The following is a 23,841-nucleotide window of genomic DNA, read 5'->3' as shown; positions in this document are numbered from 1 at the left end:
AAAAAACCCGACTACGAATCCAAAGGTTGCAGGTTCGAGTCCTGCCGGGCGCGCTTGGTTTTTAAGATTTTTCAAAGGTTTTAAGAAATCCCTTTCACGGAATTTAGTGGAATTTCGTATCCTTTTTGCCTGCATTTGCAGGTAATCTTCAGGTAATAAAAATTGCCTGCCCTTTTTGCCTGAAAGCCTAATTAAATCTATGCTTAAGCTAATTAGCCTTTGCCTGCGATTCTTTTTGACGATAATAAAACTCTAAAAGGCAGTATTCTATAATGTCTTCCAGAATATCTTCAACACCGTCTTTTCTGTTTGTTGAATTTATAGTGGTAAAGGTTTTTTAGTCGTGTAATCTTAAGCACTTTGTCTCTCTAAAAGAATTTATAAGAGCTTGTTTGCTTTCTGAAGAAGGTTAAATTTATTATGGATTTTTTGTGAATACTGGTAGTTGATTCCAAAGATTAAGCTATATTGATTGCAACTTCTGTTCTTAGTCCGTCAGACAATAAAAAATCATTTTATATAGGTTAAAAGTTTATAGTGTATCCAAAAAGGTCAAAAACAAAACAAAGTTTTTGTGGGTAAAAATTTTATATCTATCTATATTGAAAAACAAAAGGGGGATGCTCGACAGTAAATATAAATTAAAAAAATTTTTATCTATTGACAAGAAAAAAAGATTATATAATTTTATTTTTAATAGGAATTAACTAATAAATTAAAAATTCTTTTAAATAGAAGGTAAGACTATGAATAAGGTGTTTTTTTTAATTCTATTTTGTTTGGTTTCTTTTATTTTAGTGTTTCTTAGTGGAAGTGCCAGCATGGCTGAAGAAAGACCGATGCCTGACATGGATAAGTCTGATAATCATAAAGATCATCACCAAAAAACAAAAATGCATTGTAAAAAGGTATGTGTAGTATGGGGGACAGAGGAGGAATGTAAAATAGTTGGACCTGATAGCGAAGCTAAAACCTGCGTTCTACGTCCTGTATGTAAAAAATATGACACAATATGTGAGGAAGGGCCTATATTATAAAATTTGCAGGAGGTTAACGATGAAAAAAAAGAGTTTTATTTTAAATTTTTGTTTGTTAATATGTATATTTTTAATAAAAGACCTTAAAGCTACCAACGATTCAAATCAATCGGTTAGTAGTTCAACAAGTACGGTATCTTCGAATAATTATGAAATCAATACTTCAACAAGTTCCTCAAAAAATACAGATACCCAAAACAAAGATTTCAAGGAAAGACTTAGAGGTTCGCCAAAATATAGTGTTCCTAATATTAACCGTAAAGGCCAGTATGGTCACGGTAAATAACCTTAAATTTAAGGGGGTGGGTTATGAAAAACTTGAAACTTTTGGTTGGTTTAGCAGGAGTAGTAGTATTTTTATCATCTGGGGTTTGTATAGCTAAAGATTCTGCTTATGATCAGGCTTCAGGGACTTCCGGTAGTTCCTGGCAAGCAGAAAAAGATTCAGCACATCCTGGAAATTATAAAGACCTAAATAGTTCTTGGGAAAGATCGAGATACCAGGCAGGGCAGGGCTTTGATACCTCAAGGCCTTCAAACTTAAGCGGAGGAGGAATGGAATACATACCAACACCTACTCCTCAAATTGATAAAGAGTTAAAGTAACAAAAATTTAATTGAAAAGATAGAGGTCAAAAAATGTGAAAAATTCTATTGATAACAAAGTTTGGATTTATCAAGTTTTGTTGCTAACTTTTTTTCTTCTCCTTTTACATAGTATACGATCATTCTCTGCTCCAGCCGATCTTTACGAAAAATTGTTAAATTCAATAACTGCTGAATTAAAAGAGATTTCTGAAGATCCTGAGAGGATGAAAGAATATATATTAAAGCAAGAAGATCTAAACATTCGAGATAAATACGGAGATACTTTACTTCACTATGCGGTCAGGAAAAATTATAAAGAAATCATTAGACTTTTATTAGAAAAAGGGATAGATATCAATACACCCAACAATATAGGAGAAACTCCTTTACATCAGGCAATACTTTATGCACGAGACATAACTACCATTTCTTTTCTTATTCAAAACAAGGCTGATTGTGTTTACAAAGATGGTTATGGGAAAATACCTTTATATAATTTTGTCTTTTATCCAGAAACTTTAGATTCAAAGATTATGGAAATTTTTAATCTTTGCGTACAAAAAGGATTTAAGGTTAAAGAAAACATCGATGTAGAAACTTTAAATGAATTTTTAAGTAGAGGCCACAAAAAAGTAGGTTTGATGTTAATTAATTGGGGTGTACCAGTTAATGAAAAAACATTGGAAAAAGCTTTAATAAAGGGCTATGAAGATATAGTAGATATTTTAATAAGAAAAGGTGTTAATGTATTACAAGAAAAATCGATTAGTTATGTTTGTACTAACAGTGATTCGGTAAAACTTGTTAAATTACTTGTTGAAAAAGGTAATGTTCCGACAGAAAAGGATTTAGACTTTTGCGTTTTTAAAGGAAGAAAAAATATAGCTTTGTTTTTAAAAGAAACTTTGGAAAGAACTCAAGGAAAAAAAATAGATATTAAAAAGAGATGTTATTTAATACCTCAAGTGGGCCCCTGTAAAGGACTATTCTGGGGAGCATATTTTATACCTGGTTTAGATAAGTGTGAAAAATTTTTTTATGGTGGATGTGATGATGTGGTACCTTTTGATTCGGTTGAAGCTTGTAGAAACATTTGCATAGATTGATTAAAAATTTGAGAGGTTTGTAAACATGAGATCGAGCTCTTTATCTTTAATTACATTCATAATCCTTTTGTTTCTCACTTTTTTTAACGTTAACTCTTCTATTGCAAGTCATAAAAAAATTGATAGTGATTTAGTTAACAATTTTACTTATCGTTTAACCTTTGGAAACCGTACTGTTACCTTAAAAGATGGTAAATACGAACAACCCTTTCCTGATTACCTGAAAGTTTGGGTTGAAAAATTTCTGATTAAAGATCTGAACGGAGATAGTATACCTGATGCAGTGGTTGTTCTTGGTCAGTCTGGTGGTGGAAGTGGAATTTTCTATGAGTTAACAGCCTTGATTTCTAAAGCTGATGACACTGTTTTTCAAACAAAATCTATCGTTTTAGGTGATAGATTAAAAATAGAAAACATCGAAGTGGTAAATAGACCAATTTTTCCTACAATGAGATTAGAAATTCTTCTTGATATGTTAACCCACAAAGAAAGTGATCCGTCTTGCTGTCCATCTAAGAAAGAACTTCTTTGTTTTACTTTTGATGGAATTGAGCTTATCCAGTGTGAAGAGGCACCGGTAGTTAAAAAACCTGCTATATATCTTTACCCTGAAAAACCAACCAGAATAAAAGTTGATCTGAATATTAAAGGAACCATTACAGATAGTATTCCAGAATATAAAACTGGCTGGGAGGTTAGGGTTACGCCTGATGGTAAAATCGATGGGAAATATGACTATCTTTTTTATGAAGCCCAGCTTGAAGAGACCATTAAACTGCCTGATGAAGGATGGATCGTTCCGTATTGTAACCTTGAAAACTGGTTTGATGAATATCTTCCACAGATGGGACTGAAAGAAAGAGAAATTAAAGATTTTAAGGATTACTGGATAAAAGCTTTATCACCTGCAAGGTACTATATCATCAAAATGGTTGATAGAGAATTTTTAGAAAAAAACCTGAAACTCAGCATCATACCAGAGCCTCAGACAGTCATCAGGGTTATTCTTTACTTTGAAGCGGTGGATGAATACAGGGATATCAAACCACCAAAAATACAACCTATTAAAAGAAAGGGTTTTACCGCAGTTGAATGGGGAGGAATTTCCAAAGATCCCGTAAATTCGGACATTAAAATGAAGCCTGAGTACTCCTTTCTGGCTACGGATACAGGAATACTGGTATTAAGAGCAGTTGAGGTTAAAGAACACAAAATAGCCATAACAGTAAACACTAAAGGCTGCACAGATAAAAATTCTGTCAAAGCTGAAGTAAATAGAATTTACAAAATTGACAATCAAGTTCCAACCTATCAGATAGTGTTTAAAAGGACAGAACCTGATAACTGTAAAGCTTTATTGCCTGAGGGAACAGTCTTAGTTTACGACCTTCAGAAAGAATTTGGTTTCCAGATGCCATATACAGTAGAGATAAAAAATCTTGTTATTCCGATGGTTAGAGATGAACCATTCTTTATATTTTCTAACCTTTATCAACACACAGGACCTATAAACATTAGCATTAAAGTTGATCTTGGGACAGAGCTTTTGAAAAAAAGACTTATAGATGCCACAATAAGAGCTATAAAAATGGAGATAAAGAGATATAAAGCATCGCAGCATCCTGATAAACAACAAAAAATTGCCTATTTAGAGAATGAGTTAAAGCGATTTGAAAACATGGGAACAACGGATTACAAGCTAACTCACGATGGACAGAGTTCAAGCAATCCCATTGAAGTATCTAAATTTGGTCCACTGATGCCACCTGTTGAAAGAGAAGTTGAGGTGGTAGTAACTAAACCTTATGACTATGGATCTGTTCTTGAAGTAGTTGGAATGACCAAGTCTGGACCATTTTATCATATCGCAGGAATAGAGGGAGATGATTTAAGCATATTACAATCAGGAAAATACAAACTAAAACTTTATCTTGTCTATAAAAGAGAATATTTTGGACCAATAGGAAATTATTATGTTTACGTTGATTCGGTTGAAAGGGTAGATGAAGAAAACATACGATAAAGTAATTTTAATTGGAATTAAAACAGTCTAATTAAAAAGATAAGAAAAAGGGGCTAAAATGAGAAAAAGTGCGAAACTTTTTCTTATATTAGTTATTTTTTTATCTTTGTTAAATTTTGCATATGCTCAGGAAAAATACACCTGCATAGAAACAAGAACGGACCTGGTGAATGGTGAAATTCAGTATGCTATAAAAAAAGACAATACCGTGGAATTCGTTTTGAATAATTGTGTCCCAGAAAACCTGAAATTAAAGGTCAATAACAGGACAATTACCTATCAAGAAACGAGAAGGCTTGTTGAAAATGGTAATATTGAAAAGAACGATCTTTTTGTTATTGAATGTCGTAATCCTGACACTGAAGGCACTGATGTGCTAAATTATCAAACATTCGTGATCAGGTTTTATCGTGCTAAAATTTCTCCTTTACTTACTCCGGATTATCCTCTTTATCCAACTATAAAACAAGTAGCTAAAAAACTCGGTCTTGAAATGCCTCACAGAACATTTGTAGTTTTTGACGGCTTTGGAGGTGCTTCTCACGAATTTTTCTGTTATGCTGAAACCCCACCAGCAAGTGATGGGTGTAGGTATAGTTTTGATGAGGTTCTTGAAATTCATGCTAAGCAAAAGAATGTAGCTGATTTAGACAATCTTGGAAAGAAGTACTTCTCCAGATTAGATTTAGATAAAGCAGAAAAGGCATTCAAAAAAGCAATTGAAGTTTCTGAAAATCCTGATTATAGTGACCTTTTACTTTTTTATATGGCAACAGGTCAATATGAAAAGGCAAAAAATATTTTATTTCATCAAATAAAAAATTCTCCTTACAATCCCTCTCACTATTTATCACTTGCAAAAATTTACTTATACGAAAAAAAGTATGATAAAGCAAAAGCCTTTGCAGAAACAGCATTAATATTTGATCCTGATGTTTTTGGAATAGATTTATACGAAGCTTATTACATTCTCGGAAAAATAGCTGAATTTAAAAATGATTATAGGAAGGCAATATTTTATTTTAAAAAAGTTTTAGAGCATGTTAGAGAGAGGTGTGAGTATTTTTCACTGAGATTTTGGGGAGAGGATAAGGCAACGATGTGTGATGTTTCTGCTTTACCTTATCAGATAGAAATTTTACATAGTCTCAACATGCTTGAGCGGTTTAATGAAGCGAAGGCTTTAATAGACACTATTGCTCCTCTAACAGAAGCGAATCCTTTAGAGAAGATTCACATTGCCTTTACTTATGCCGGTAAAGGAGAATATAAAAAAGCCTTTGAAATCTTGGATGACATTATTTCAGGTTTTACCAACAATGGTATAGGAGCAGAGGTTATACAGGGTGAAATCTATCCAGAGATTATTCGTGTTTATAGGAACTCTCCAGCAGAAAAGGCAGGTTTGAAACCTCGAGACAAGATAATAAATATTGATAACAGAGACTTGCGACTTTATAGACAAGAAGGAAACATGTTAGATAAGGTTACTAAATATATACAAGGGAATGAGATAGTCAAAATTACTATCCAATCCGGGAACTCTTCTGAACTGAGAGATTTAGAAATCAAACCTGAGGTTTTAACATCTCCAGAAGCTTCCGAAGCTTTAGGTTTTAAAGCAATCATTTTAAGAATAACAGGTAATTCTCAGGAGTTTGAAAACTATGCCGTTAAATCTTACGAATTAAATCCAGAGAATCCACTTGCTTGTATGGCAATGTCGCTTTTATATTGTGATAAAGGAAGACACAAAGAAGCTATTGAGATATTGAAAAAATTAGAGTCAAACTACCAGGATAATCTTTTCTCGCTTGTAAGGATTGTAGTTTATTCTAAGGCCGGACAGATAGAGCTTGCCAAGAAGTTTTACAACCGACTACCAGAGCAACTTTTAAAAACCAGAAATGCAGTTTATAGGCAGCTTTTAAATGAAGTTAGATTTAAAAAGACTGCTTTATGAGTTACACTAAATTAATACTTTAGAAAGGATAAGTTGAATCTTATTGTAAGAAATGAAAATCAGGAGATTAAAGTAAAAAACTTAGAAAGTAAAAATTTGGGAGGTGATATGATGAAAATGATTCTTCTTAAAGTTTTGTTTTTCTGTATAACTTTAACACTATTTAGTAGTATTGTTGTTGCAGAAGTAGACTGTAAAACAGAATGTGTAGAGTGGGAAACAAAGGAAGAGTGTAAAATAGTTGGTCCTGATAGTGAGTCTAAGATTTGTGAGCTTCGCACTGTATGTAAAAGATACGAAAAAAGATGTAAGGAACCGATGCTTAAGTCCGATAAAAATGGATCAGACAAAAAGTCAGAATAAAAATTGGAATGAAGTCTGATACTTTAGGAGGGAAGGTTATGAAAAAATTTCTTTTTTTATTTTTTCTTTTAGTAAACTCGTTTATTTTAGTTGTTAGTAATGGAATTTTGTCTGCCTCGGAATCTGATAACAAAACTTCTGAGTCTAAGAAGGAATGCGAAGAGATAGTAAAGGTGTGTGTTGAATATGGACCTCCAAAGAAAGAGTGTAAATCCAATCCATGTTGTCCTGGAGAACAAATTTGCACTATATATAGAGAATGTGTTAAGTATGTAGAGGTGTGTAGACCTTAAATAAGTTTAGTCAGTAGAGTGTTATTATAATTTAAAAAACCCAGGAGGTGAGTTATGAAATATTCAATACTGTGTGTTTTTATTATTGCCTGGTTGTTTTTAGGAGGTCAGTCACAGGCTTCTTTCAGTCAAGTGCGAGACACTACAACCAATAGTCAAATTTTTATAAGTTCTATTCTGCCTGAAAATCCTGAAAGAGATCAATCCTATGACAAACATGACAAAAAGGATCGTGAACGTCCTAGACCTAAGCCAGATAAGCAAGAAGATAGAGATAGACAGAGACTTCCTAAGCCTCCAGTGCCACCCTTTGATACCGTGAATCCTCATCACGAACAACCTGAAGATTAGTTATGAAAAGTTTCTACAGAATAATTCCCATAAAAAGAAGTTTCTTTTCTCGCACCTATGAGGTTCTTTCTCCGGATGGTTCAAAATTGGCTCAGATAACTCAAAGTGCCTCAGACTACGACACCATAGTAACCTCTGAAGGGGCAAAATATCTTGTAGGAGGAGATATTAACATTAATTTATGGATGGAATGTCCCGATGGCACAGTGTATGAGGTAAAGAGACCGGATGGATTTCAGATAGGATACAATTATTTCATAGAGTTTGATGGTAGAGAAATAAAATTAGAAATTGGTTTTGTTAAAAATAATGACTCTATATTTGAAAATGGTGAGCTAATAGGAAAGATAAAAAAAGAACCACGAAAATGGCCTGAAGGATTTATACACAAGATAAAAGCACTTTTCAGCTTAAGACAATGGACCCTTGAAATAAAAAACGATATTCCAGAACAGATTGCCTTTTTCATAATCTGGATAGTCCTGACCGTTGATCTAAAACTTCAACACGGAGAAGGTCGTGAACTAAAAACACTAACTTTAGAAAAAGAAAGAAAAAGACTTAAAAAGATTAACATTAAAGAATCTGGCAAAGTAGATAAACTAACAAAAGCAATAAAGATTTTAGCATGGATGTGGTTTATTACTGCTACGATTCCAGGTGTAATATTGGGTATAAAGTTAAGCTTTATAGTCTTAAAAAAGATATCTGGCATTTATGAAATTCCTCACACTTTAGATGCTCTCACGTCTTTAATGCTTATACCCTTTTTAATATCAAATATATTGTTTGCTCCACCATTAATTCTGCTTTTGGTGATTAAATCTATTGTCCTTCGGATGAAAGAGAGACATTAAGGAGGAGGTTTGTTATGAAGGGTGATAGATTTTTCCATTTAATACTTCTGACATGGCTGATTTTGTTAATAGCAATGGTAAAAGCCAATTCTTCTGAGATTACGCCTGAGGCAACTATAAGAAAAGTAATCATTTACCCACAGGGTGCTATTGTCAAAAAAGAACTTAGATTTAAAGCTCAGGTCGGAGAAAATGTTTTAAATATTTATGATCTTCCAGGAGACTTAGTTGATGAATCAGTTAATATTTCAACGAAAGATGAGAAAGGCATAAAGATACTTGATGTAAAGATTGAAAAAACTTATCTAAGGAAAGTTATTCAGGGAAAGATAAAGAGTCTGGAGAAAAAAATAGAAGAGTTAGAAGAAACAATAACCAAAAATCAAGATGATCTTGAGATTTTAAAGACATCTATTGAATTTATTAAAAAATCTACACCCTTTTCTCAAAACTTAAAAACTAATGAAGCAGAAGTAGAAAGCTTTGCAAAATATCTTGAAAGAAGTTTAAAAGAGAGACTTGATAGGGTATCAAAATTAGAAAAAACAATAAAGAAACTGAATGAAGAAAAGGCAATGATTGAAAAGGAACTATCTCAGTTAAGAAAATCTGGTGATTTTAGCAAGGTGGTTACTGTTATTTTTACTTCAAACAGTCCAAAAGAATTAACTCTTGAGCTTTCATACATGGTTGAAAATGCAGGCTGGAAACCAAAATACGAATTGAGAATAGATAGTAAAACAAAGAAAGTTGATGTTGTAAACCTTGCAGAGATAGCCCAGAACGCTCAAGAAGACTGGAAGAATGTCGAGTTAGAAATCTCAACGGCAAAACCTCACCACGGACCCTTGCCAGAGCTTTATCCATGGTATATTGATGTGTATACACCAAGACCTCCTGTGGTTTATAAAAAATTGAAAACGAAAGCTATAAGCCCTGAAGAATTTCTTGAGGAAAAAGAGCCAGAGCCAGAGGTAAGGGAAGAAGTAAGCTCTTTCACGTTTATATTTCCAAAAAAGCTCACTGTTCCATCAGACGGAAAACCTCATTCTATAGTAATAACAACAGCAACAAGTGATATCATTTTAAATTACTCAGCAGTACCCAAACTTTCTTCATACGCCTATCTTAATGGAAGTTTTAAAAACCCTCTGTCATATCCGATCACTTCAGGAATTGTAAATATATTTGTAGATGGAAGATTTGTGAACAGAATAAATATAAGAAAACAGATACTTCCGGATGAGAATATGGATTTAAGCCTTGGAATAGATGAATCAATAAAAATCGAAAGAAAACTTGTGAAGAAATTTACAGAATACACAGGCATACTTTCTAAGGAAAAAAGAATAAACTATGAGTATGAAATAATCATAACAAATGGCAAAAAGACAGGTATAAATATTAATCTCAAAGATCAGTTTCCTGTATCAAGGAACGAAAAGATAAAAGTTATTAGAGAGCTTCCAAAAGAAGGAGAGGCAAAGATAGGAGAAGATGGAATTATTCAGTGGGAATTAAAATTAAATCCAGGAGAAAAGAAGACCTTTAAGGTTAAATTTTCTATAGAGGCACCCGAGGAGATAGAAATCGGTGGATTAGAGTAAAAAAAAAACTTAGGAAGTATGTGATTAAAAAATTTGCAGGAGGTGAGCTATGAGAAACTTTTTGTTTATCCTTTCCTTTGTTTTAGTAAGTAACTTTGGTTGGGCAGAGGACAATCAGTACAACAAAACCAGTGGTTCTAACGGCAAAAAGTGTGAAAAAGTATGTATTAAATGGGAAGAAAGAAGAGATTGTCGTCCAGATCCTGTTTTTCCTGACAGGCAAATATGTGCGCTGTATAAAGTCTGCGCTCAATATGAAGAAAAATGTAATTAGCTACGAATAAACAAAAATAGAGAGGTTTATAGAGGTTTTCAGGGTTGAAAGAAAAAAATAGCTAATTTTAGGATGGGACTTCTTACCCAAATTATAATTAAATAAACACTCCCTCCCGCGGTTTTTACTTTTCTATTCCACAGTAATTTTTTATCTCGTCAACTATTCTTTTAACCTCGTTTTCTTTCAAATGACTTTTACTGTTTAATATGCAGTCCTTAAGATTTTCCAATTTGCATACCGTTAAATTTTTTGGTTCTTTTTCAACTATCAGTTCTACCTCAGGGTTGGTAAAACAGATAATTTTATGAACGTATACGTTTGACAAAGTTGGGACTTCGTGTTTTATGTGATTGAGCTGTTTGGAAATCTGAGCTGAAATGTTACCTATATTCCCTCGGTAGGTTGTTCCTTTCCTTCCAACTTTAATATGATCCCAGCCTCCTTCGGTATATCTGATAAATCCTTTATGATTTTTAGCTTCTATGATAAACGCCCCTTTGGGGCCTACCAGAAAACAATCGATATCTCCTAAATTGTTTAACGGAATTCCAAAAAATGCAGTGTAATCGTCATTAAAGGTTTTTAAAAGATAATCCTTTAATTGATTTTCTCCTAAAAACCCATGTTCATGTATATTTTTTATGTTTGCTAATATATTTCGTTTTAAGAGGAAAAAAAGACTTAATAAGATGGAAATAGAACATATTAAAAAGGTTATTGTAAAGTTAGAAAAAGTATTACCTAAAAATATTCCTATGGGGATACCTGTTAATGAAAGTAAAATGTACCAAAAATACCTGTCAACAATCTTTTGGTTTACTTCAATCTGGTCTTTTAAATGTGAGGTAATTATATAAAATTTCATTTCTTTTATTTTTAGGTAATTTCATTTCTTTTATTTTTAGGTTGATTTTATGATTATGCTATCATTTTATCATTTGATTGTATGATATCAAGATGTTTATTAAATTTTTAATCAATTTAAGTGTAAAATTAAAACTATACTTCAAAAGTTAAAGTGGATTAGATGTGGTTGATAGAAGCTAAGATTTTAGGTTAGATTTTTCTAAGATTATGGTAACAGGGCCATCGTTGATTAAGGCAATGTCCATGTAGGCTTTAAATACCCCTTCTTTTATGTTTATTCCTTTTTGTTTGATTTTTTCAGATAAACTCTTCAGGATAGCTTCAGCTTGGGCTGGGTCTTCTGCTAAGTGAAAAGAAGGTCGTGTACCTTTTTTAAGTTGTCCGCATATCGTAAAGTTTGAAACCAATAATACCTCACCGTTTATGTCTTTTAAACTGAGGTTAAACTTACCTTCAGGGTTTGGGAAAATTCTTAGATTGACGATTTTATCTGCCATCCACTCAACAGTTTTTTCATCGTCTCCTTTTTCTACACAGGCTAATACCAAGAGCCCTTGGTTGATTTGAGAGATAATTTTCCCGTCTACAGAAACAGAAGCTTCTTTAACCCGTTGGATAACAGCCTTCATCTAACCTGGTAGTGTTCCTCTATATACTTTGAACCAAGCTCAAAGGCTTTTAAGTTGGGTTCGATAAGATGAGCTTTACTTTCTCCAAGCATGTATTTTAGAGCTTCTTCAAAATTTTGTCTTGAAAAGATTTTAGAAACCTTATAAAAAGCCCCTAAAGCACAGATGTTAGCTAACATCTGTTTCCCTAAACTTTCAGCCAAAGAGTTTACTGGCACAAAGTAGAGTTTATATTTTTTTTGTAAGGCTTCTATGTTGTCAATTTCTTCAGGTTTTACTAAGTCTGAATTAATGATAGCTCTGCCTTTGTTTTTGAGTCTTGGGATAAACTTAAGAAAAGAAGGAAGATTGAGTATGATCAAAAATGAAGGATTAAGAACTAAAGGAGAGGCAATAGGATTGTCTGAGATAATTACAGTACAATTACATGTGCCTCCCCTCATTTCAGGACCATATACCGGTAAGTAGGTTACGTGATAATCGGCAAGCATAGAGGCTTGAGCGATTAAATTTCCTGTAAAAAGAACTCCTTGTCCTCCAAAACCTGCTATGATAAGTTCTAACCTCAAGGTCTTCTCTCCTTATTTTTGATTTTTTAAAAAGGGAGTTACTTTATCTTTAAATATTCCTAAAGGAAAATATTCGATAACTTTATCTACAGCTTTAACCGCAGATACAGGGTCCATCTTCCAGTTGATAGGACAAGTAGAAAGAATTTCTACAAACCCAAATCCTAAATTGTTTATTTGAGCTAAAAAGGCATTTTTGATCGCTCTTTTAGCTTCTACAATCCTTTTAGGAGAGTTTAGGGCTACTCTGGCTGAATAGGCAACTCCTTCAAGGGTAGCCAAAATCTCAGCTATCTTAGGAGGGTACCCAAAGGTTTCTGGATCCCTTCCTGCTGGCGTGGTGGTTGTCTTTTGTCCAGGGAGGGTGGTAGGAGAGGCTTGACCTCCGGTCATTCCGTAGATAGTGTTGTTAATCATAATAGAGGTGATTTTTTCTCCTCTTGCTGCTGCTTGAAAACTTTCATTAAAACCTATAGCAGCAAAATCTCCGTCTCCCTGATAGGTAAACACCACTAAATCTGGCCTTGCTCTTTTGGCTCCTGTAGCTGCGGCACAGGCTCTTCCATGAGGGGCTTCTGTCATGTCTACATCTATATAAAAATAAAGAAAAACAGAACATCCGATAGAAGAAATAGCAAGACTTTTATCTTGGATACCTAATTCGTCTATTACCTCACATACTAATCTATGAGCTACGCCATGTTGACAACCAGGACAATAATGAAAAGGTGTTTTCTTTAAACTTTTCGGGACTTGGAAGGGTTTAGACATTTTTTAATCTCCTTTTTAAGGTCTTCTGGAAAAGGAACTACGCTCGGAGGATAAGGTAAAGAAATTACCTCTGCTTTTCCTTCTACCGCCAGTTTCACATCCTCAAACATCTGCCCACAGTTTTGTTCAGGCACTAAAATTTTAAGAGGTTTTTTGGCCTTAGTTACTATTTCTTTCAGAGTTTTATAAGGGAAAGGATATAAAGTAATAGGCCTAAAATATCCTACCTGATAACCTTTATTCCTAAGATCCTCGATAGCCTCATTAGCCAATCTTGCCATAGAACCAAAGGCAACGACTAAGACCTCAGTATCTTCTTCAACTTTTGCCTCATATCTTATTTCTTTTTGCATGGTTTGGTATTTTTTCATCAGCTTTAAGTTATGTTGTCTAAGTTCTTCAGCATCTAAAAAAAGACTTCTAAAAAATCTGCTATTTCTGCCTTTAGCTCCGGTCAAAGCCCAAGTCTCTGGTGGGTACTTTTTTATTTTTAACTTTTTTAAAACAAGAGGTTCTTTCATCTGACCTAAAATAGCATCTGAAAGAATCATCACAGGGTTTCTATATTTTTCTGCAAGTTCAAAAGCTTTGGCAGTAAGTTCATAAGCTTCTTGAGCGTTAGAAGGAGCTAACACCAAAAATCTAAAATCACCATGCCCAGAACCTTTAGTTGCTTGAAAGTAGTCTCCCTGAGAGGTTTCAATTCCTCCTAAACCAGGTCCACCTCTCATTACGTTTACAACTACCGCTGGAAGCTCAAGAGCCGCTAAATAAGAAAAAGATTCACACATAAGGGAAATACCAGGGCTTGAAGAACTGGTCATTGCTCTAGCCCCAGTAGCACAGGCACCAAGCACCATGTTGATGGCTGCAAGCTCACTTTCAGCCTGTAAAAACACCCCACCTCTTTTAGGTAGCTCTCTTGACATAAGCTCTGGGATGTCGTTTTGAGGGGTTATCGGATATCCAAAATAACATTTACATTCCGCTTCTAAAGCTCCAAATACAATAGCTTCAACACCCTTAGCTAAGATTTTTTTATCCTTTTTCATTTTCATCCTCTTTTGTAAACACTATATCTGGACATACAAGATAACAAATACCACACATAGTACAGGCTTCAGGGTTTTTAGCATAAACAATTTTATAACCCTGAAGATTTCTTTTTTCAGAAAAGGCTAATACTTGTTTAGGACAAAAATGTATACACAAACCACAGGCTTTACATCTGTTTTCGTCTATCTTTATCTTAAAAATTTCCGTACCTCCTAATTAAGATTTACTTGTGTACTCGTCCCTTATCTTCATATAAGGGTTTTAATATAATTCAATTAAGTATTTTGTAAACCCAATTTTAAAGCTTGTAACGTTTCTAAATTTTCCAGATTAAAACAGTTAAAAGTCTGGTTTTCTAAAGTTTGAGTTATAAGGCCACACAAAACCTTTTTAGGACCTACTTCTATAAAAGTTTTTACTCCTTGCTGAAACATAAACTGAACACAGTCTGTCCATTTAACAGAAGAAGTAATCTGGGATTTCATAAGTTCTTTAAGTTTTTTCCCTTCGATTTCAGCTCTACCAGAAACATTAGTTACTACAGGTATTCTGGGATTTTTCCAGGAAAAAGATTCTAAATAAGAGGCAAGTTTATCCTCGGCTTCTTTCATGAAAGGACTATGAAAACCAGCATTTACCTTAAGTTTAACAGCCTTAGCCCCTAATTCTTTGACTTTTTTCGCTAATTCTTCTAAAGCAGAAACTTCTCCACTTACCACCAACTGCTTAGGAGAGTTAAAATTGGCAATGACTATCAACCCGTTGACCTGTTGAATGATTTTTTCTAACTCGTCTTTGCTAATTCCGATGATGGCATACATCCCAGAAGGATTTTTCTCAGCGGCTTCTTGCATAACCTTACCTCTTAGTTTGACTGCTGAAAGAACCTCTTCCAGGGATAAAACTTCAGCTGCAAAAAGTGCGCTGTATTCACCCAGACTATGCCCGGCTACAAAAGAAATCAGACTTTTATTTCCATCTAAAACCTCATTTAAAAGCACATTAAAACAAGCTATGTTAACCACCGTAAGACACACTTGAAGGTTTTCTGTTTGGGTAAGCTCTTCCATAGGTCCTTCAAAACATAATTTTCTTACAGGAAGACCGGTGACTTCTTCGCTTTTGATAAAGAGGTCTTTGACATATTCGAAATGTTCGTAAAACTCTTTACCCATTCCTATATACTGAGATCCTTGTCCGGGAAAAACACAGGCAATCATTCTTCTTCTTCCTCCAAAAATTTTTCTGGTCCAACATCTTCTAAATCTTCAAGCCGAAGCTCGTAATCCTCTGGAGGTAAAAGTTCCTCAAGTTCAGCCGGGTTGGTCATCTCTATTTCGATAAGCCATCCTTCATCAAGAGGGTCCTCGTTAAGTATTTCTATGTCTTCTAAAACTTTTTCGTTAACCTTTACGATTTTTCCAGAAACAGGCATCAGAAGGTCGAAAACTTGCTCTATGGTTTCGATACTTCCAAAAATTTCATTTTTTTCAAACTCTTCTTCCTCTTCAGGAAGGTCAATATCGATTATCTCCATATTTTTTAAGATAAAATATTCGGTTATACCTGATCTTACTATTTTTTTCTTCTTTTTTTTCACCCAGAGATGCCCTTCGGTATATAGTCTATCTTCAGGGACCTTAAACATAAAAAACCTCCGTGAGATTGTAATTAAAAGAGTGTTATAACGAATTTTTTAAAATTGACAAGTGTTTATTTTGAAAAATTTTTGATAAATTTTTCTTTTAATTTTTGATTTAAATTATAAGCCCAGGCTAATACAGCAGCTACTGTTTGATAAAGTTCTGGAGGTATAGGTTTTTCTAATTCGATCTTATACAGTTGTTGTACCAGTTTAGAGTCTTTTTTAATTGGGATGTTATGGTTTTTAGCTATCTCGAGTATAAGGTCAGCAAGATATCCTTTTCCTTTGGCTATTACCTTAGGAGCCTCATCTCCTGGCTCGTATTTAATGGCTACTGCTGTTTTTTCTTTGTTTTGGTCTTCCATTTTGGTTTACATTTTTATAAGTATGTGCTATAATTCATTCAAGTCTTATTTTATTTATTTTCGGTAAAAATTAAAATTTGTAAAGGAGGTTGATATGAGGCTTACATTATCGGTTATAAAGGCTGATATCGGTGGGTTTGTAGGTCATTCTTCTGTCCATAAAGATGTGCTTGCCAAGGTTAGGGAAGTAGCTGAAGAGGGAAAAGATAAAGGGATAATAAGAGACCTTTCTGTTTTGGTTTGTGGAGATGATATAGCTTTAGTTATGACCCATACTAAAGGGGTTGATTCTTCAGAGGTACATGAGCTTGCATGGAATGCCTTTAAGGAAGGGACAGAGGTTGCTAAAAAATTAAAGATGTATGGAGCAGGACAAGACCTTTTGGCTGAGGCTTTTTCAGGTAATGTTAAGGGAATGGGACCAGGGATAGCAGAGATGGAGTTTGTAGAAAGGAAAAGCGAACCTGTTATTGTGTTTTTTGCAGACAAAACCTCTCCCAGTGCCTGGAACTTACCACTTTATGAGATGTTTGCTGACCCTATGAACACTGCAGGGCTGGTGATAGACCCTTCTATGCATGAAGGTTTTATTTTCGACGTGATGGATGCCTATACCGGTATGGGTATCCAACTAAAAACCCCTGAAGAGCTTTATGACCTTTTGGTTTTTATAGGTGCTACCAGTAGGTATGTAGTAAGGGCTGTCTATAGAAAATCTGACGGAGAGATAGCAGCCGCTGCTTCTACTCAGAAACTTTCTTTTATGGCAGGAAGGTATGTGGGAAAAGACGACCCAGTGCTTATCGTTAGAGCTCAGAGCGGTTTTCCAGCCGTAGGTGAGATTTTAGAGCCTTTTGCAAGGCCTTGGCTGGTAGAAGGATGGATGAGAGGGTCTCATACCGGTCCTCTTATGCCAGTTGCTTTTAAAAATGCTAAACCCACCAGGTTTGACGGGCCTCCTCGTGTGATAGCAGCGGGTTATCAGATAGCAGATGGGTATTTGATCGGACCATCTGACTTGTTTGATGACCCTGCCTTTGATCACGCAAGAGAAGAATGTAACAAGATGTCAGATATTCTAAGGCGTCAAGGAATTTTTGAACCTCACAGACTTCCTCCTGAAGAGATGGAATATACCACCCTTCCTAAGGTGCTTGAAAAGCTAAAAGATAGGTTTAAGCTGGTAGAAACAGAAAGACCTAAATTTTCTTCTGAAGGAGAAATAGCAGAATAATGCACCAGTTTATTTTTGACCCCAAGGATTTTACCCTTGAAGACCAGATAAAGTTTGCTTGTTATAAAGGGATTATATGTTTTAACCGCTGTTGCTATGACGTAAAACTTGTACTTACCCCCTATGATTTCTTAAGATTAAGAAAAGCATTAAACCTCTCAGTTGAGGAGTTTGTAGAAAAGTTTGGAGAGGCCTACATCGGTGAGGTGACCCAACTTCCGGTTATTTCTGTTAACATGGATCCCTATTCGATGGCCTGTCCCTTTTTAGATGAAAAGGAAGGTTGTAAGGTTTATCAGGATAGGCCTGCTTCTTGCAGGCTCTATCCTTTAGCAAGATACATCAGCAAAGACCAAAAAGGAGAAAAGCAGGAAATCTTTAAAATCATAAGAGAAACCCATTGCAAAGGTCACTATGAACCCAAGGTTATCAAGGTTGTGGAATATATTAAAGAGCAAGGATTAGAAGAATATTTATACTATAATGACCTTTGGGCTGAAGTGGTGTCAAAAAGACAGAAATTTATAGACACTCCTTTAAACGCCGATGTACTTGAACTTATATTTTTGTTTTCTTATAATTTACCTGAATTAAAAGAGATGATAAAAAAAGCTGAGGTAACAGGTTTTTCTAAGGCAGACCTTGAACTTCCTGAAGAAAAACTTTTAGAAAAGGGAATAATTCACATTCGAGACGTTCTTCTTTCGGAAGAAGACTTATGGTAATAACTTTGTAGGCTGATGAAAATAGGAAAAGACCTTCAGGGAGAAATAAACATCATCCCTTTGGTTGATGTAGTTTTGGTGATCCTTATCATCTTCATGATAACCGCTCCTCTTATGACCTCTGGGATTGAAGTAGAACTTCCTAAAACCAAAAATTTCCCTATAACCCAAAAGGAAGTTCAGCCAATCAAGATTACCATCACCAAAGAAGGAAAGATCAAGCTTTATGGACAAGAGGTGAGTTTAGAAGTTTTATCCAAATGGGCTGAAGAAGCAAAGCAAAGAGAGTTAGCCAAAGAAATTCAGATAGAAGCTGATAAAGATTGTCCTTATGGTATAGTAGCTAAGGTGCTTTCTGAATTAAAAAAAGCTGGGTTTTCAGAATTAGGATTGTTAACGCAATCTGAACAACAATAAATACCATGTTTATAAGATACAACTTGGGTTATTATGTTCTTTCTTTATTTTTAAACTTTTGTTTTTTATTTTTACTTTTTTCTAACCTCCAGTTTTTTTCTAAAACACCTGAGACTTTAAAAGTAAAATTAGTTTCTAATGTTATGACCTCAGAAAATTTTAACATTCAACCAGCCTCTGGACCTTTGGTTGAAACTAAGTTTGAACAAAGTCAGTCTCAATCTAAAGAGGCATTATCTAAAAGAGAAGAAAAATCTGGCATAAGGGAAATTGAAGAGGAGAAGTTATTGGAAGAAAGATTAAGCAAGATTACAAAGTCAAAACAAAAAGAGGTAGAAACTACAACAGAAGAATTAGGTCTTTTAAACAAAAAGATTGCGAGTCTAAAAAAGAAAGCTAAAGAAGGAGTGAGTGCAAACTATAGGATAGAACAGCAAGGCAGTCATGGAGGAAGTACAGGGTACTCTTTAGGTCAGGGAACCTACGGTTTTAAAGCAGGTGGTCAAGCTTTAAGTCAAGAATATCTACTTTTGATAAAAAGGAAGTTGCAGAACCATTTTGAAATTCCTATTTATTTAAGAACTCAGAAGGACTTAATAGCTATGGTAAGGATACACATTGGGTCTGACGGAAGGGTGTTAAGTTATACTTTTGTCAAAAAATCCTCGGTTGGGGAGTTTAATTCTGCCGTGGAAAGATGTTTGAAAACCGCCTCTCCCTTACCTGTTGACAGACCAGTTCAAGTAGTGGTAGAATTTAAAGCTACAGGAGTTGGAAAGCTCGAATAAGAATCTTAATAAGATAAAAAGATTGATGGAGTAGCGTTATGTTTAAACTTTCTGAAAGAGCTAAAAATTTAAAACCCTCTGCTACTTTAGCGGTAGATGCAAAGGCCAAAGCCCTAAAAGCCCAAGGGATTGACGTGATAAATCTTTCTGCAGGGGAGCCAGATTTTGACACCCCATCTTACATTAAAGAGAGTTGTAAGAAAGCTTTGGATGAGGGTTTAACTAAGTATATCCCAACCCCTGGACTTTTAAGTTTAAGGAAGGCTATATGTGAAAGGATAAAGTCAGACTATGGGTTTGAATACACACCAGAAGAGGTATTGGTAACTACAGGAGCAAAACAAGCTATCTTTAACTTGCTATTAGCCTTGGTTGATAAAGGAGACGAGGTTTTAATTCTTTCTCCTTACTGGGTTTCTTATCCTGCGATGGTTGAGTTAGCTGGAGGTACTCCAAAGTTTATCCCCTCTGACATGGCCAATAACTTTGAGCCATCTATCAGTGATATCGAGGTAGCTATTAATTCTAATACCGTAGGTATTATTCTTAACAGCCCTTCAAATCCTACAGGCTGTATTTACTCTGATAGATTTTTAAAAGACCTTGCAGAATTGTTAAGAGGAAAAGACATTTGGGTACTAAGTGATGACATTTATGATAAACTAAGGTTTGACTTTGCGCCACCTAAAAACATATTATCTGTGGCCCCAGATCTTAAAGAAAGGGTTTTTATAGTAAACGGGGTTTCTAAAACCTATGCCATGACCGGTTGGAGGATAGGTTGGCTTGTTGGACCAAAGGAGATAATAAAAATCTGTGCTAACATACAGGGCCAGAGCACTTCTCATGCTACCAGCTTTGCCCAGAAAGCCTGTGAAACCGCTCTTACCTCTTCTCAGGAAGAGGTAGAAAAGATGTGCCGTGTTTTTGCTAAAAGAGCAAAGGTGCTTTCTGAAGAATTGAAAAAAATTCCTGGTATAAAGTTTATCGAACCTAAAGGTGCTTTTTATCTTTTTGCTGACGTTTCAGCTTATTATGGAAAGAAAACCAAAGAAGGAAAAGAAATCGTTACTTCTTTAGATTTAGCTGAATATCTATTAGATGAAGCAAGAGTTGCTGTTGTTCCTGGGATAGCCTTTGGAGATGATCGTTTTATAAGGCTTTCCTTTGCAAACTCTGAAGAAAGTTTAAAAGAGGCCTGCCATAGGATAAAGCAGGCCCTATCTCAACTGAGATAGAAAGCTTAGATAGAATGGTTTAATTGCAGACGGTTTTTATTTCTTCCTTTACTAATTTTCCATATTCATAGTATTGTACTTTTACTTGTTCGCAGTTGTCTTTTTTCCCTATAGGAGTAGCATAAACCTTTTGAGCCTGGTCTTCGCTAACATATTCTACCGGTTTTCCTGTAGTAGCTGCCTCAGCCGCTGCTTTGTTCATGATGCTTCCAGCCGTCCCTCCGATGATACCACCAATAACCCCACCGATAACTGTTCCTCTCCAACGATTGTTTTTATCTATCAGGGCACCTAAAACTGCCCCAGCTACAGCACCTATCGTAGCTCCTTCCTTAGTTTTTTGACTTGTTTCAGGAACACATCCGGTAAGTAAATACCCTATCAAACAAAAAACCATAAAAAAACTCAAACAACGCATAAGTTTGTTTTTCATGATCCCCTCCTCATGAGAGTATAATAAAGCTGCTTTAATATTAAAGTTTAAACTTTATAGTTTTTAAGTCAATCCTTAGAAAGCACCTTTTTCCGAATTTTTACGAAAAGAAGGTGGTAATGATTAATGGGGCGGGGCCAATCGAGATTTTATAATATTTGTAAAACACCTGCCTTAAAAGTCTTGTCTTTTGTTTTTTTTATTTTAAAATTTCTATTATTATGGGCTGGCAAAAGGTTGAAAAAAAAGATCTAAAAGTAGGGATAGAGTTTTCTTTTGGTACTGAGAATATTCAGGTTGAGGAATGTTATTTCAAACAAAAACGGGTTGAAAAGACCTTCGACCTTGCCTTAAGCATCGACAAAGAAGATTATAACGTCTATGTGTGTGGTCCTAATGGTATAGGAAGAAGTAGGTACACTTTAAAAAGACTAAGAGAGATAGCCTCTTCTAAACCTACTCCTAAAGACATCTGCTATGTCAATAATTTTCAAGAGCCGTATAAACCTAAGGTTTTGATTCTACCCTCTGGTTATGGAAAAAAACTGGCTGAGCATATAGAAAATATCTTAGAGTTTTTAAAAAAAGAAACTTTTAAAGTTTTTGAAGGTAAAGAGTATGAAGAAGAGTTAAACGCAATTACTAAGGAAATCGACCTGCAAAAAGAGAAAGTAATAAATCAATTAGTAGAGGAGGCAAAATCTTATAACCTGATGGTTCTTTTCGGTCCTGAAGGAGTAAGGTTAATGCCTCTCTTTAAGGTACAAACCTCTCTTCCTCAGGAAGAATTTTTAAGCAATCCTCAGCTTAGAGAAGAATATCATAGAAACCTTGAGGCTTTTGAACCTAAGTTTAGGGATTATCTGAGAAAATTAAGAGAGCTTGATAATATTTTAGGAGAAAACCTTTTAAAATTAAGACAAAAGATCGCTGAAAATTTGGTGGATAAAGCGTGTAAAACTTTAGAAGAGGAATTTTCTAAGATTGAGGGATTTCAGACATACTTAAAAACTTTTAAACAAGAAATTGTTAAAAACATTCAAATCTTTATAGATTGGGAAAAATTAAAAGGTAATATAATGGTTCAAAATAACATCAACCGTGCGTTAAACATGTTTAGGGTAAACGTGCTGGTTGATAATTCTGAAACCGAGGGTGCACCTGTAGTTTATGAAAGGATACCTACTTTGAAAGGGCTTTTTGGACAGATAAATTATAAGGCAGAGATGGGAATACTTTATGCTGATCATCTAAGCTTAGCTCCAGGTATTCTTCATAAGGCTAACGGAGGATATGTAGTCCTTGATCTTTGGGAGGTTTTAAAAAACCCCTATGTATGGTTTCTTTTAAAGAGGACACTTCTTCATAAAGAACTTCATCTTATGGGAGGTATGATAGAGGAAATTCCTGTACCTCATGTAGGTATCTTGCCAGAGCCAGTGCCTTTTTCTGCTAAAGTCTTTTTGATAGGAGATCCTTACCTTTACCAACTTCTTATGTTTTATGACCCTGAGTTTTCTCAGCTGTTTAAACTTAAAGCAGAGTTTGAACCTGTGGTTTCTATAGAGGAAGAGCTGGTATCTATATTTCCCAAGGTTGTAAAAAAAGTAATAGAAGAAGAAGGGCTAAAAGACCTTGATAGCTCAGGTCTTAGCGAGCTCTTTAAGTATGCGGTTTATCAGTCAGGCCATAAACAGAAAATAAGTTTAATCATACAAGATTTGATCGACCTTTTAAGAGAAGCAAGCACCCTTTCTTCGAATCAATATATAACAGAAAAAGAGATAAAACAGGCTGTTAGAGATCGAATTTACAGGGTTAACATCATAGAGGAAAAGATAAGGGAGCTTATAAGAGAAGGAAAAATCATCATAGATGTAGAGGGTGAAAAGGTTGGTCAGATAAACGGGCTCAGTGTTTATATGCTTGGAGACTACAGTTTTGGTAGGCCTTCTCGTATAACCGCTAATGTATTCCCTGGAAGTCGAGGGGTGGTTAACATAGAAAGAGAAATAGATATGAGTGGACCTATTCACTTAAAGGGTGTTTTTATCCTTTCTTCCTATTTTTACCATCGTTATAGTACCAATTTTCCTCTTCAGTTTTCTTGCACCCTTACTTTTGAACAGGCTTATGAACCGGTAGAAGGAGATAGTGCTTCAGCCGCAGAACTTATGGCTATCCTTTCGGCAGTATCAAAAATTCCTATCAAGCAAAACCTTGCTCTCACTGGATCTATCGATCAGTTTGGTAATATCCAACCTGTAGGAGGTATTAAAGAAAAGATAGAAGGCTTTTATCGGGTTTGTAAAATAAAAAATTTTACAGGAAATCAAGGGGTTATTATACCACGTCAAAATGTTGATAATCTCCTTTTGGATGACGAGGTTTTGGAAGATATAAAGAAAGGTGTTTTTCAGGTGTATACTGTAGAAACGATAGACGATGTGATAGAGCTTCTTACCGGAAAAAAGCCTGAAAGTTTTCATAAAGAGGTTAGCAAAGGTCTTAAAAGGCTTTACGAGCTAAGTAAAGAAAAGGTAAAAACCTCTAAAACCTCTAAAACAAAAAGGTCCAAAAAATAGTTTTTACATAGTTCGTTATTAAAATTCTCTATTCAAGTGTCAACACAAATTTGT

Annotated in this window: 28 protein-coding genes; 18 read left to right on the top strand and 10 right to left on the bottom strand. The window is 34.8% G+C overall.

The window, feature by feature from the left end:
* Positions 1-746 precede the first annotated feature (746 nt).
* The 12 genes from H529_RS0102320 to H529_RS0102265 all read left to right on the top strand — a co-directional run bounded on the left by H529_RS0102320 (position 747) and on the right by H529_RS0102265 (position 10,462).
* Positions 747-1,037: a hypothetical protein gene (locus tag H529_RS0102320; protein WP_022854956.1), complete on the top strand. Its 291-nt coding sequence runs from the start codon at positions 747-749 to the stop codon at positions 1,035-1,037.
* Positions 1,038-1,056: 19 nt separating this feature from the next.
* The gene (locus tag H529_RS0102315; RefSeq protein WP_022854955.1) at positions 1,057-1,323 is read left to right on the top strand and encodes a hypothetical protein; all 267 of its coding nucleotides are present in this window, start codon (positions 1,057-1,059) and stop codon (positions 1,321-1,323) included.
* A gap of 23 nt (positions 1,324-1,346) precedes the next feature.
* Positions 1,347-1,643 (top strand): hypothetical protein, encoded by a 297-nt coding sequence (locus tag H529_RS0102310; protein ID WP_022854954.1) that lies wholly within the window; start codon positions 1,347-1,349, stop codon positions 1,641-1,643.
* Between the two features lie 35 nt (positions 1,644-1,678).
* Positions 1,679-2,731: an ankyrin repeat domain-containing protein gene (locus tag H529_RS0102305; protein ID WP_022854953.1), complete on the top strand. Its 1,053-nt coding sequence runs from the start codon at positions 1,679-1,681 to the stop codon at positions 2,729-2,731.
* Positions 2,732-2,756: 25 nt separating this feature from the next.
* Complete coding sequence (locus H529_RS0102300; RefSeq protein WP_022854952.1) at positions 2,757-4,754, top strand: hypothetical protein; 1,998 nt, start codon at positions 2,757-2,759, stop codon at positions 4,752-4,754.
* A gap of 58 nt (positions 4,755-4,812) precedes the next feature.
* Complete coding sequence (locus H529_RS0102295; RefSeq protein ID WP_022854951.1) at positions 4,813-6,717, top strand: PDZ domain-containing protein; 1,905 nt, start codon at positions 4,813-4,815, stop codon at positions 6,715-6,717.
* Between the two features lie 108 nt (positions 6,718-6,825).
* Positions 6,826-7,080, top strand: coding sequence for a hypothetical protein (locus H529_RS0102290; protein WP_211209637.1), 255 nt, complete (start codon positions 6,826-6,828; stop codon positions 7,078-7,080).
* A gap of 38 nt (positions 7,081-7,118) precedes the next feature.
* A complete protein-coding gene (locus H529_RS0102285; RefSeq protein ID WP_022854949.1) occupies positions 7,119-7,373 on the top strand; it encodes a hypothetical protein in 255 nt (84 codons plus the stop codon).
* A gap of 54 nt (positions 7,374-7,427) precedes the next feature.
* Positions 7,428-7,724: a hypothetical protein gene (locus H529_RS0102280; protein WP_022854948.1), complete on the top strand. Its 297-nt coding sequence runs from the start codon at positions 7,428-7,430 to the stop codon at positions 7,722-7,724.
* 2 nt (positions 7,725-7,726) lie between these two features.
* On the top strand, positions 7,727-8,581 hold the full coding sequence (locus H529_RS0102275; RefSeq protein WP_022854947.1) for a hypothetical protein: 855 nt from the start codon (positions 7,727-7,729) through the stop codon (positions 8,579-8,581).
* 14 nt (positions 8,582-8,595) lie between these two features.
* Positions 8,596-10,188: a mucoidy inhibitor MuiA family protein gene (locus tag H529_RS0102270; RefSeq protein ID WP_022854946.1), complete on the top strand. Its 1,593-nt coding sequence runs from the start codon at positions 8,596-8,598 to the stop codon at positions 10,186-10,188.
* Between the two features lie 49 nt (positions 10,189-10,237).
* Positions 10,238-10,462, top strand: coding sequence for a hypothetical protein (locus tag H529_RS0102265; RefSeq protein WP_022854945.1), 225 nt, complete (start codon positions 10,238-10,240; stop codon positions 10,460-10,462).
* A gap of 124 nt (positions 10,463-10,586) precedes the next feature.
* Here H529_RS0102265 and H529_RS0102260 read toward each other — a convergent pair whose 3' ends face one another.
* The 9 genes from H529_RS0102260 to H529_RS0102220 form a co-directional block, all read right to left on the bottom strand.
* The gene (locus tag H529_RS0102260) at positions 10,587-11,330 is read right to left on the bottom strand and encodes a nuclease-related domain-containing protein (protein WP_022854944.1); all 744 of its coding nucleotides are present in this window, start codon (positions 11,328-11,330) and stop codon (positions 10,587-10,589) included.
* Between the two features lie 178 nt (positions 11,331-11,508).
* A complete protein-coding gene (dtd, locus tag H529_RS0102255; protein ID WP_022854943.1) occupies positions 11,509-11,961 on the bottom strand; it encodes a D-aminoacyl-tRNA deacylase in 453 nt (150 codons plus the stop codon).
* Positions 11,958-12,530: a 2-oxoacid:acceptor oxidoreductase family protein gene (locus tag H529_RS0102250; RefSeq protein WP_022854942.1), complete on the bottom strand. Its 573-nt coding sequence runs from the start codon at positions 12,528-12,530 to the stop codon at positions 11,958-11,960. Before H529_RS0102250 ends, dtd begins: the two co-directional genes overlap by 4 nt.
* Positions 12,531-12,542: 12 nt before the next feature.
* Complete coding sequence (locus tag H529_RS0102245) at positions 12,543-13,301, bottom strand: thiamine pyrophosphate-dependent enzyme (protein ID WP_022854941.1); 759 nt, start codon at positions 13,299-13,301, stop codon at positions 12,543-12,545.
* Complete coding sequence (vorB, locus tag H529_RS09825; protein WP_022854940.1) at positions 13,268-14,353, bottom strand: 3-methyl-2-oxobutanoate dehydrogenase subunit VorB; 1,086 nt, start codon at positions 14,351-14,353, stop codon at positions 13,268-13,270. The genes H529_RS0102245 and vorB overlap by 34 nt, the downstream gene beginning before the upstream one ends.
* Positions 14,340-14,543 (bottom strand): 4Fe-4S binding protein, encoded by a 204-nt coding sequence (locus H529_RS0102235; protein ID WP_235181322.1) that lies wholly within the window; start codon positions 14,541-14,543, stop codon positions 14,340-14,342. Before H529_RS0102235 ends, vorB begins: the two co-directional genes overlap by 14 nt.
* Before the next feature lie 89 nt (positions 14,544-14,632).
* Entirely contained in the window at positions 14,633-15,577 is a 945-nt protein-coding gene (gene fabD, locus H529_RS09820; protein WP_022854938.1) for an ACP S-malonyltransferase, read from the bottom strand.
* A complete protein-coding gene (locus H529_RS0102225) occupies positions 15,574-16,005 on the bottom strand; it encodes a glycine cleavage system protein H (RefSeq protein ID WP_022854937.1) in 432 nt (143 codons plus the stop codon). Before H529_RS0102225 ends, fabD begins: the two co-directional genes overlap by 4 nt.
* Positions 16,006-16,070: 65 nt before the next feature.
* Complete coding sequence (locus H529_RS0102220) at positions 16,071-16,367, bottom strand: EscU/YscU/HrcU family type III secretion system export apparatus switch protein (protein ID WP_022854936.1); 297 nt, start codon at positions 16,365-16,367, stop codon at positions 16,071-16,073.
* Between the two features lie 94 nt (positions 16,368-16,461).
* On the opposite strand from H529_RS0102220, the gene fbp reads away from it, so the two are divergent.
* The 5 genes from fbp to H529_RS0102190 are packed head-to-tail and all read left to right on the top strand — an operon-like array spanning position 16,462 to position 20,769.
* Positions 16,462-17,601, top strand: a complete 1,140-nt coding sequence (fbp, locus tag H529_RS0102215) for a fructose-1,6-bisphosphate aldolase/phosphatase (protein WP_022854935.1) — start codon at positions 16,462-16,464, stop codon at positions 17,599-17,601.
* Entirely contained in the window at positions 17,601-18,326 is a 726-nt protein-coding gene (locus H529_RS0102210; RefSeq protein ID WP_022854934.1) for a YkgJ family cysteine cluster protein, read from the top strand. The genes fbp and H529_RS0102210 overlap by 1 nt, the downstream gene beginning before the upstream one ends.
* Positions 18,327-18,341: 15 nt before the next feature.
* Positions 18,342-18,743 (top strand): ExbD/TolR family protein, encoded by a 402-nt coding sequence (locus H529_RS0102205; RefSeq protein WP_022854933.1) that lies wholly within the window; start codon positions 18,342-18,344, stop codon positions 18,741-18,743.
* Between the two features lie 23 nt (positions 18,744-18,766).
* Positions 18,767-19,531, top strand: coding sequence for a cell envelope integrity protein TolA (gene tolA, locus H529_RS0102195; RefSeq protein ID WP_211209636.1), 765 nt, complete (start codon positions 18,767-18,769; stop codon positions 19,529-19,531).
* Between the two features lie 38 nt (positions 19,532-19,569).
* Positions 19,570-20,769: a pyridoxal phosphate-dependent aminotransferase gene (locus H529_RS0102190; RefSeq protein WP_022854930.1), complete on the top strand. Its 1,200-nt coding sequence runs from the start codon at positions 19,570-19,572 to the stop codon at positions 20,767-20,769.
* A gap of 19 nt (positions 20,770-20,788) precedes the next feature.
* Here H529_RS0102190 and H529_RS0102185 read toward each other — a convergent pair whose 3' ends face one another.
* A complete protein-coding gene (locus tag H529_RS0102185) occupies positions 20,789-21,202 on the bottom strand; it encodes a glycine zipper 2TM domain-containing protein (protein WP_022854929.1) in 414 nt (137 codons plus the stop codon).
* Between the two features lie 221 nt (positions 21,203-21,423).
* On the opposite strand from H529_RS0102185, the gene H529_RS09815 reads away from it, so the two are divergent.
* The gene (locus tag H529_RS09815) at positions 21,424-23,787 is read left to right on the top strand and encodes a Lon protease family protein (RefSeq protein WP_022854928.1); all 2,364 of its coding nucleotides are present in this window, start codon (positions 21,424-21,426) and stop codon (positions 23,785-23,787) included.
* The last annotated feature ends 54 nt before the right edge of the window (positions 23,788-23,841 follow it).

It is taken from the genome of Thermodesulfobacterium thermophilum DSM 1276 (genome assembly GCF_000421605.1).
Lineage (GTDB): Bacteria > Desulfobacterota > Thermodesulfobacteria > Thermodesulfobacteriales > Thermodesulfobacteriaceae > Thermodesulfobacterium > Thermodesulfobacterium thermophilum.
Note: the sequence above shows the minus strand (reverse complement) of the source record. Positions and strands in the feature narration are given on the sequence as shown.

Coding starts and splice junctions, on each gene's coding strand:
- fbp (WP_022854935.1), top strand. CDS start 16,462: ATGAGGCTTACATTATCGGTTATAAAGGCTGATATCGGTGGGTTTGTA.
- H529_RS0102190 (WP_022854930.1), top strand. CDS start 19,570: ATGTTTAAACTTTCTGAAAGAGCTAAAAATTTAAAACCCTCTGCTACT.
- H529_RS0102285 (WP_022854949.1), top strand. CDS start 7,119: ATGAAAAAATTTCTTTTTTTATTTTTTCTTTTAGTAAACTCGTTTATT.
- H529_RS0102310 (WP_022854954.1), top strand. CDS start 1,347: ATGAAAAACTTGAAACTTTTGGTTGGTTTAGCAGGAGTAGTAGTATTT.
- H529_RS0102315 (WP_022854955.1), top strand. CDS start 1,057: ATGAAAAAAAAGAGTTTTATTTTAAATTTTTGTTTGTTAATATGTATA.
- fabD (WP_022854938.1), bottom strand. CDS start 15,577: ATGATTGCCTGTGTTTTTCCCGGACAAGGATCTCAGTATATAGGAATG.
- dtd (WP_022854943.1), bottom strand. CDS start 11,961: ATGAAGGCTGTTATCCAACGGGTTAAAGAAGCTTCTGTTTCTGTAGAC.
- H529_RS0102275 (WP_022854947.1), top strand. CDS start 7,727: ATGAAAAGTTTCTACAGAATAATTCCCATAAAAAGAAGTTTCTTTTCT.
- H529_RS0102295 (WP_022854951.1), top strand. CDS start 4,813: ATGAGAAAAAGTGCGAAACTTTTTCTTATATTAGTTATTTTTTTATCT.
- H529_RS0102205 (WP_022854933.1), top strand. CDS start 18,342: ATGAAAATAGGAAAAGACCTTCAGGGAGAAATAAACATCATCCCTTTG.
- H529_RS0102320 (WP_022854956.1), top strand. CDS start 747: ATGAATAAGGTGTTTTTTTTAATTCTATTTTGTTTGGTTTCTTTTATT.
- H529_RS0102185 (WP_022854929.1), bottom strand. CDS start 21,202: ATGAAAAACAAACTTATGCGTTGTTTGAGTTTTTTTATGGTTTTTTGT.
- H529_RS09815 (WP_022854928.1), top strand. CDS start 21,424: ATGGGCTGGCAAAAGGTTGAAAAAAAAGATCTAAAAGTAGGGATAGAG.
- H529_RS0102280 (WP_022854948.1), top strand. CDS start 7,428: ATGAAATATTCAATACTGTGTGTTTTTATTATTGCCTGGTTGTTTTTA.
- H529_RS0102260 (WP_022854944.1), bottom strand. CDS start 11,330: ATGAAATTTTATATAATTACCTCACATTTAAAAGACCAGATTGAAGTA.
- H529_RS0102300 (WP_022854952.1), top strand. CDS start 2,757: ATGAGATCGAGCTCTTTATCTTTAATTACATTCATAATCCTTTTGTTT.
- H529_RS0102245 (WP_022854941.1), bottom strand. CDS start 13,301: ATGTCTAAACCCTTCCAAGTCCCGAAAAGTTTAAAGAAAACACCTTTT.
- H529_RS0102225 (WP_022854937.1), bottom strand. CDS start 16,005: ATGTTTAAGGTCCCTGAAGATAGACTATATACCGAAGGGCATCTCTGG.
- vorB (WP_022854940.1), bottom strand. CDS start 14,353: ATGAAAAAGGATAAAAAAATCTTAGCTAAGGGTGTTGAAGCTATTGTA.
- H529_RS0102220 (WP_022854936.1), bottom strand. CDS start 16,367: ATGGAAGACCAAAACAAAGAAAAAACAGCAGTAGCCATTAAATACGAG.
- H529_RS0102290 (WP_211209637.1), top strand. CDS start 6,826: ATGATGAAAATGATTCTTCTTAAAGTTTTGTTTTTCTGTATAACTTTA.
- H529_RS0102265 (WP_022854945.1), top strand. CDS start 10,238: ATGAGAAACTTTTTGTTTATCCTTTCCTTTGTTTTAGTAAGTAACTTT.
- H529_RS0102210 (WP_022854934.1), top strand. CDS start 17,601: ATGCACCAGTTTATTTTTGACCCCAAGGATTTTACCCTTGAAGACCAG.
- H529_RS0102270 (WP_022854946.1), top strand. CDS start 8,596: ATGAAGGGTGATAGATTTTTCCATTTAATACTTCTGACATGGCTGATT.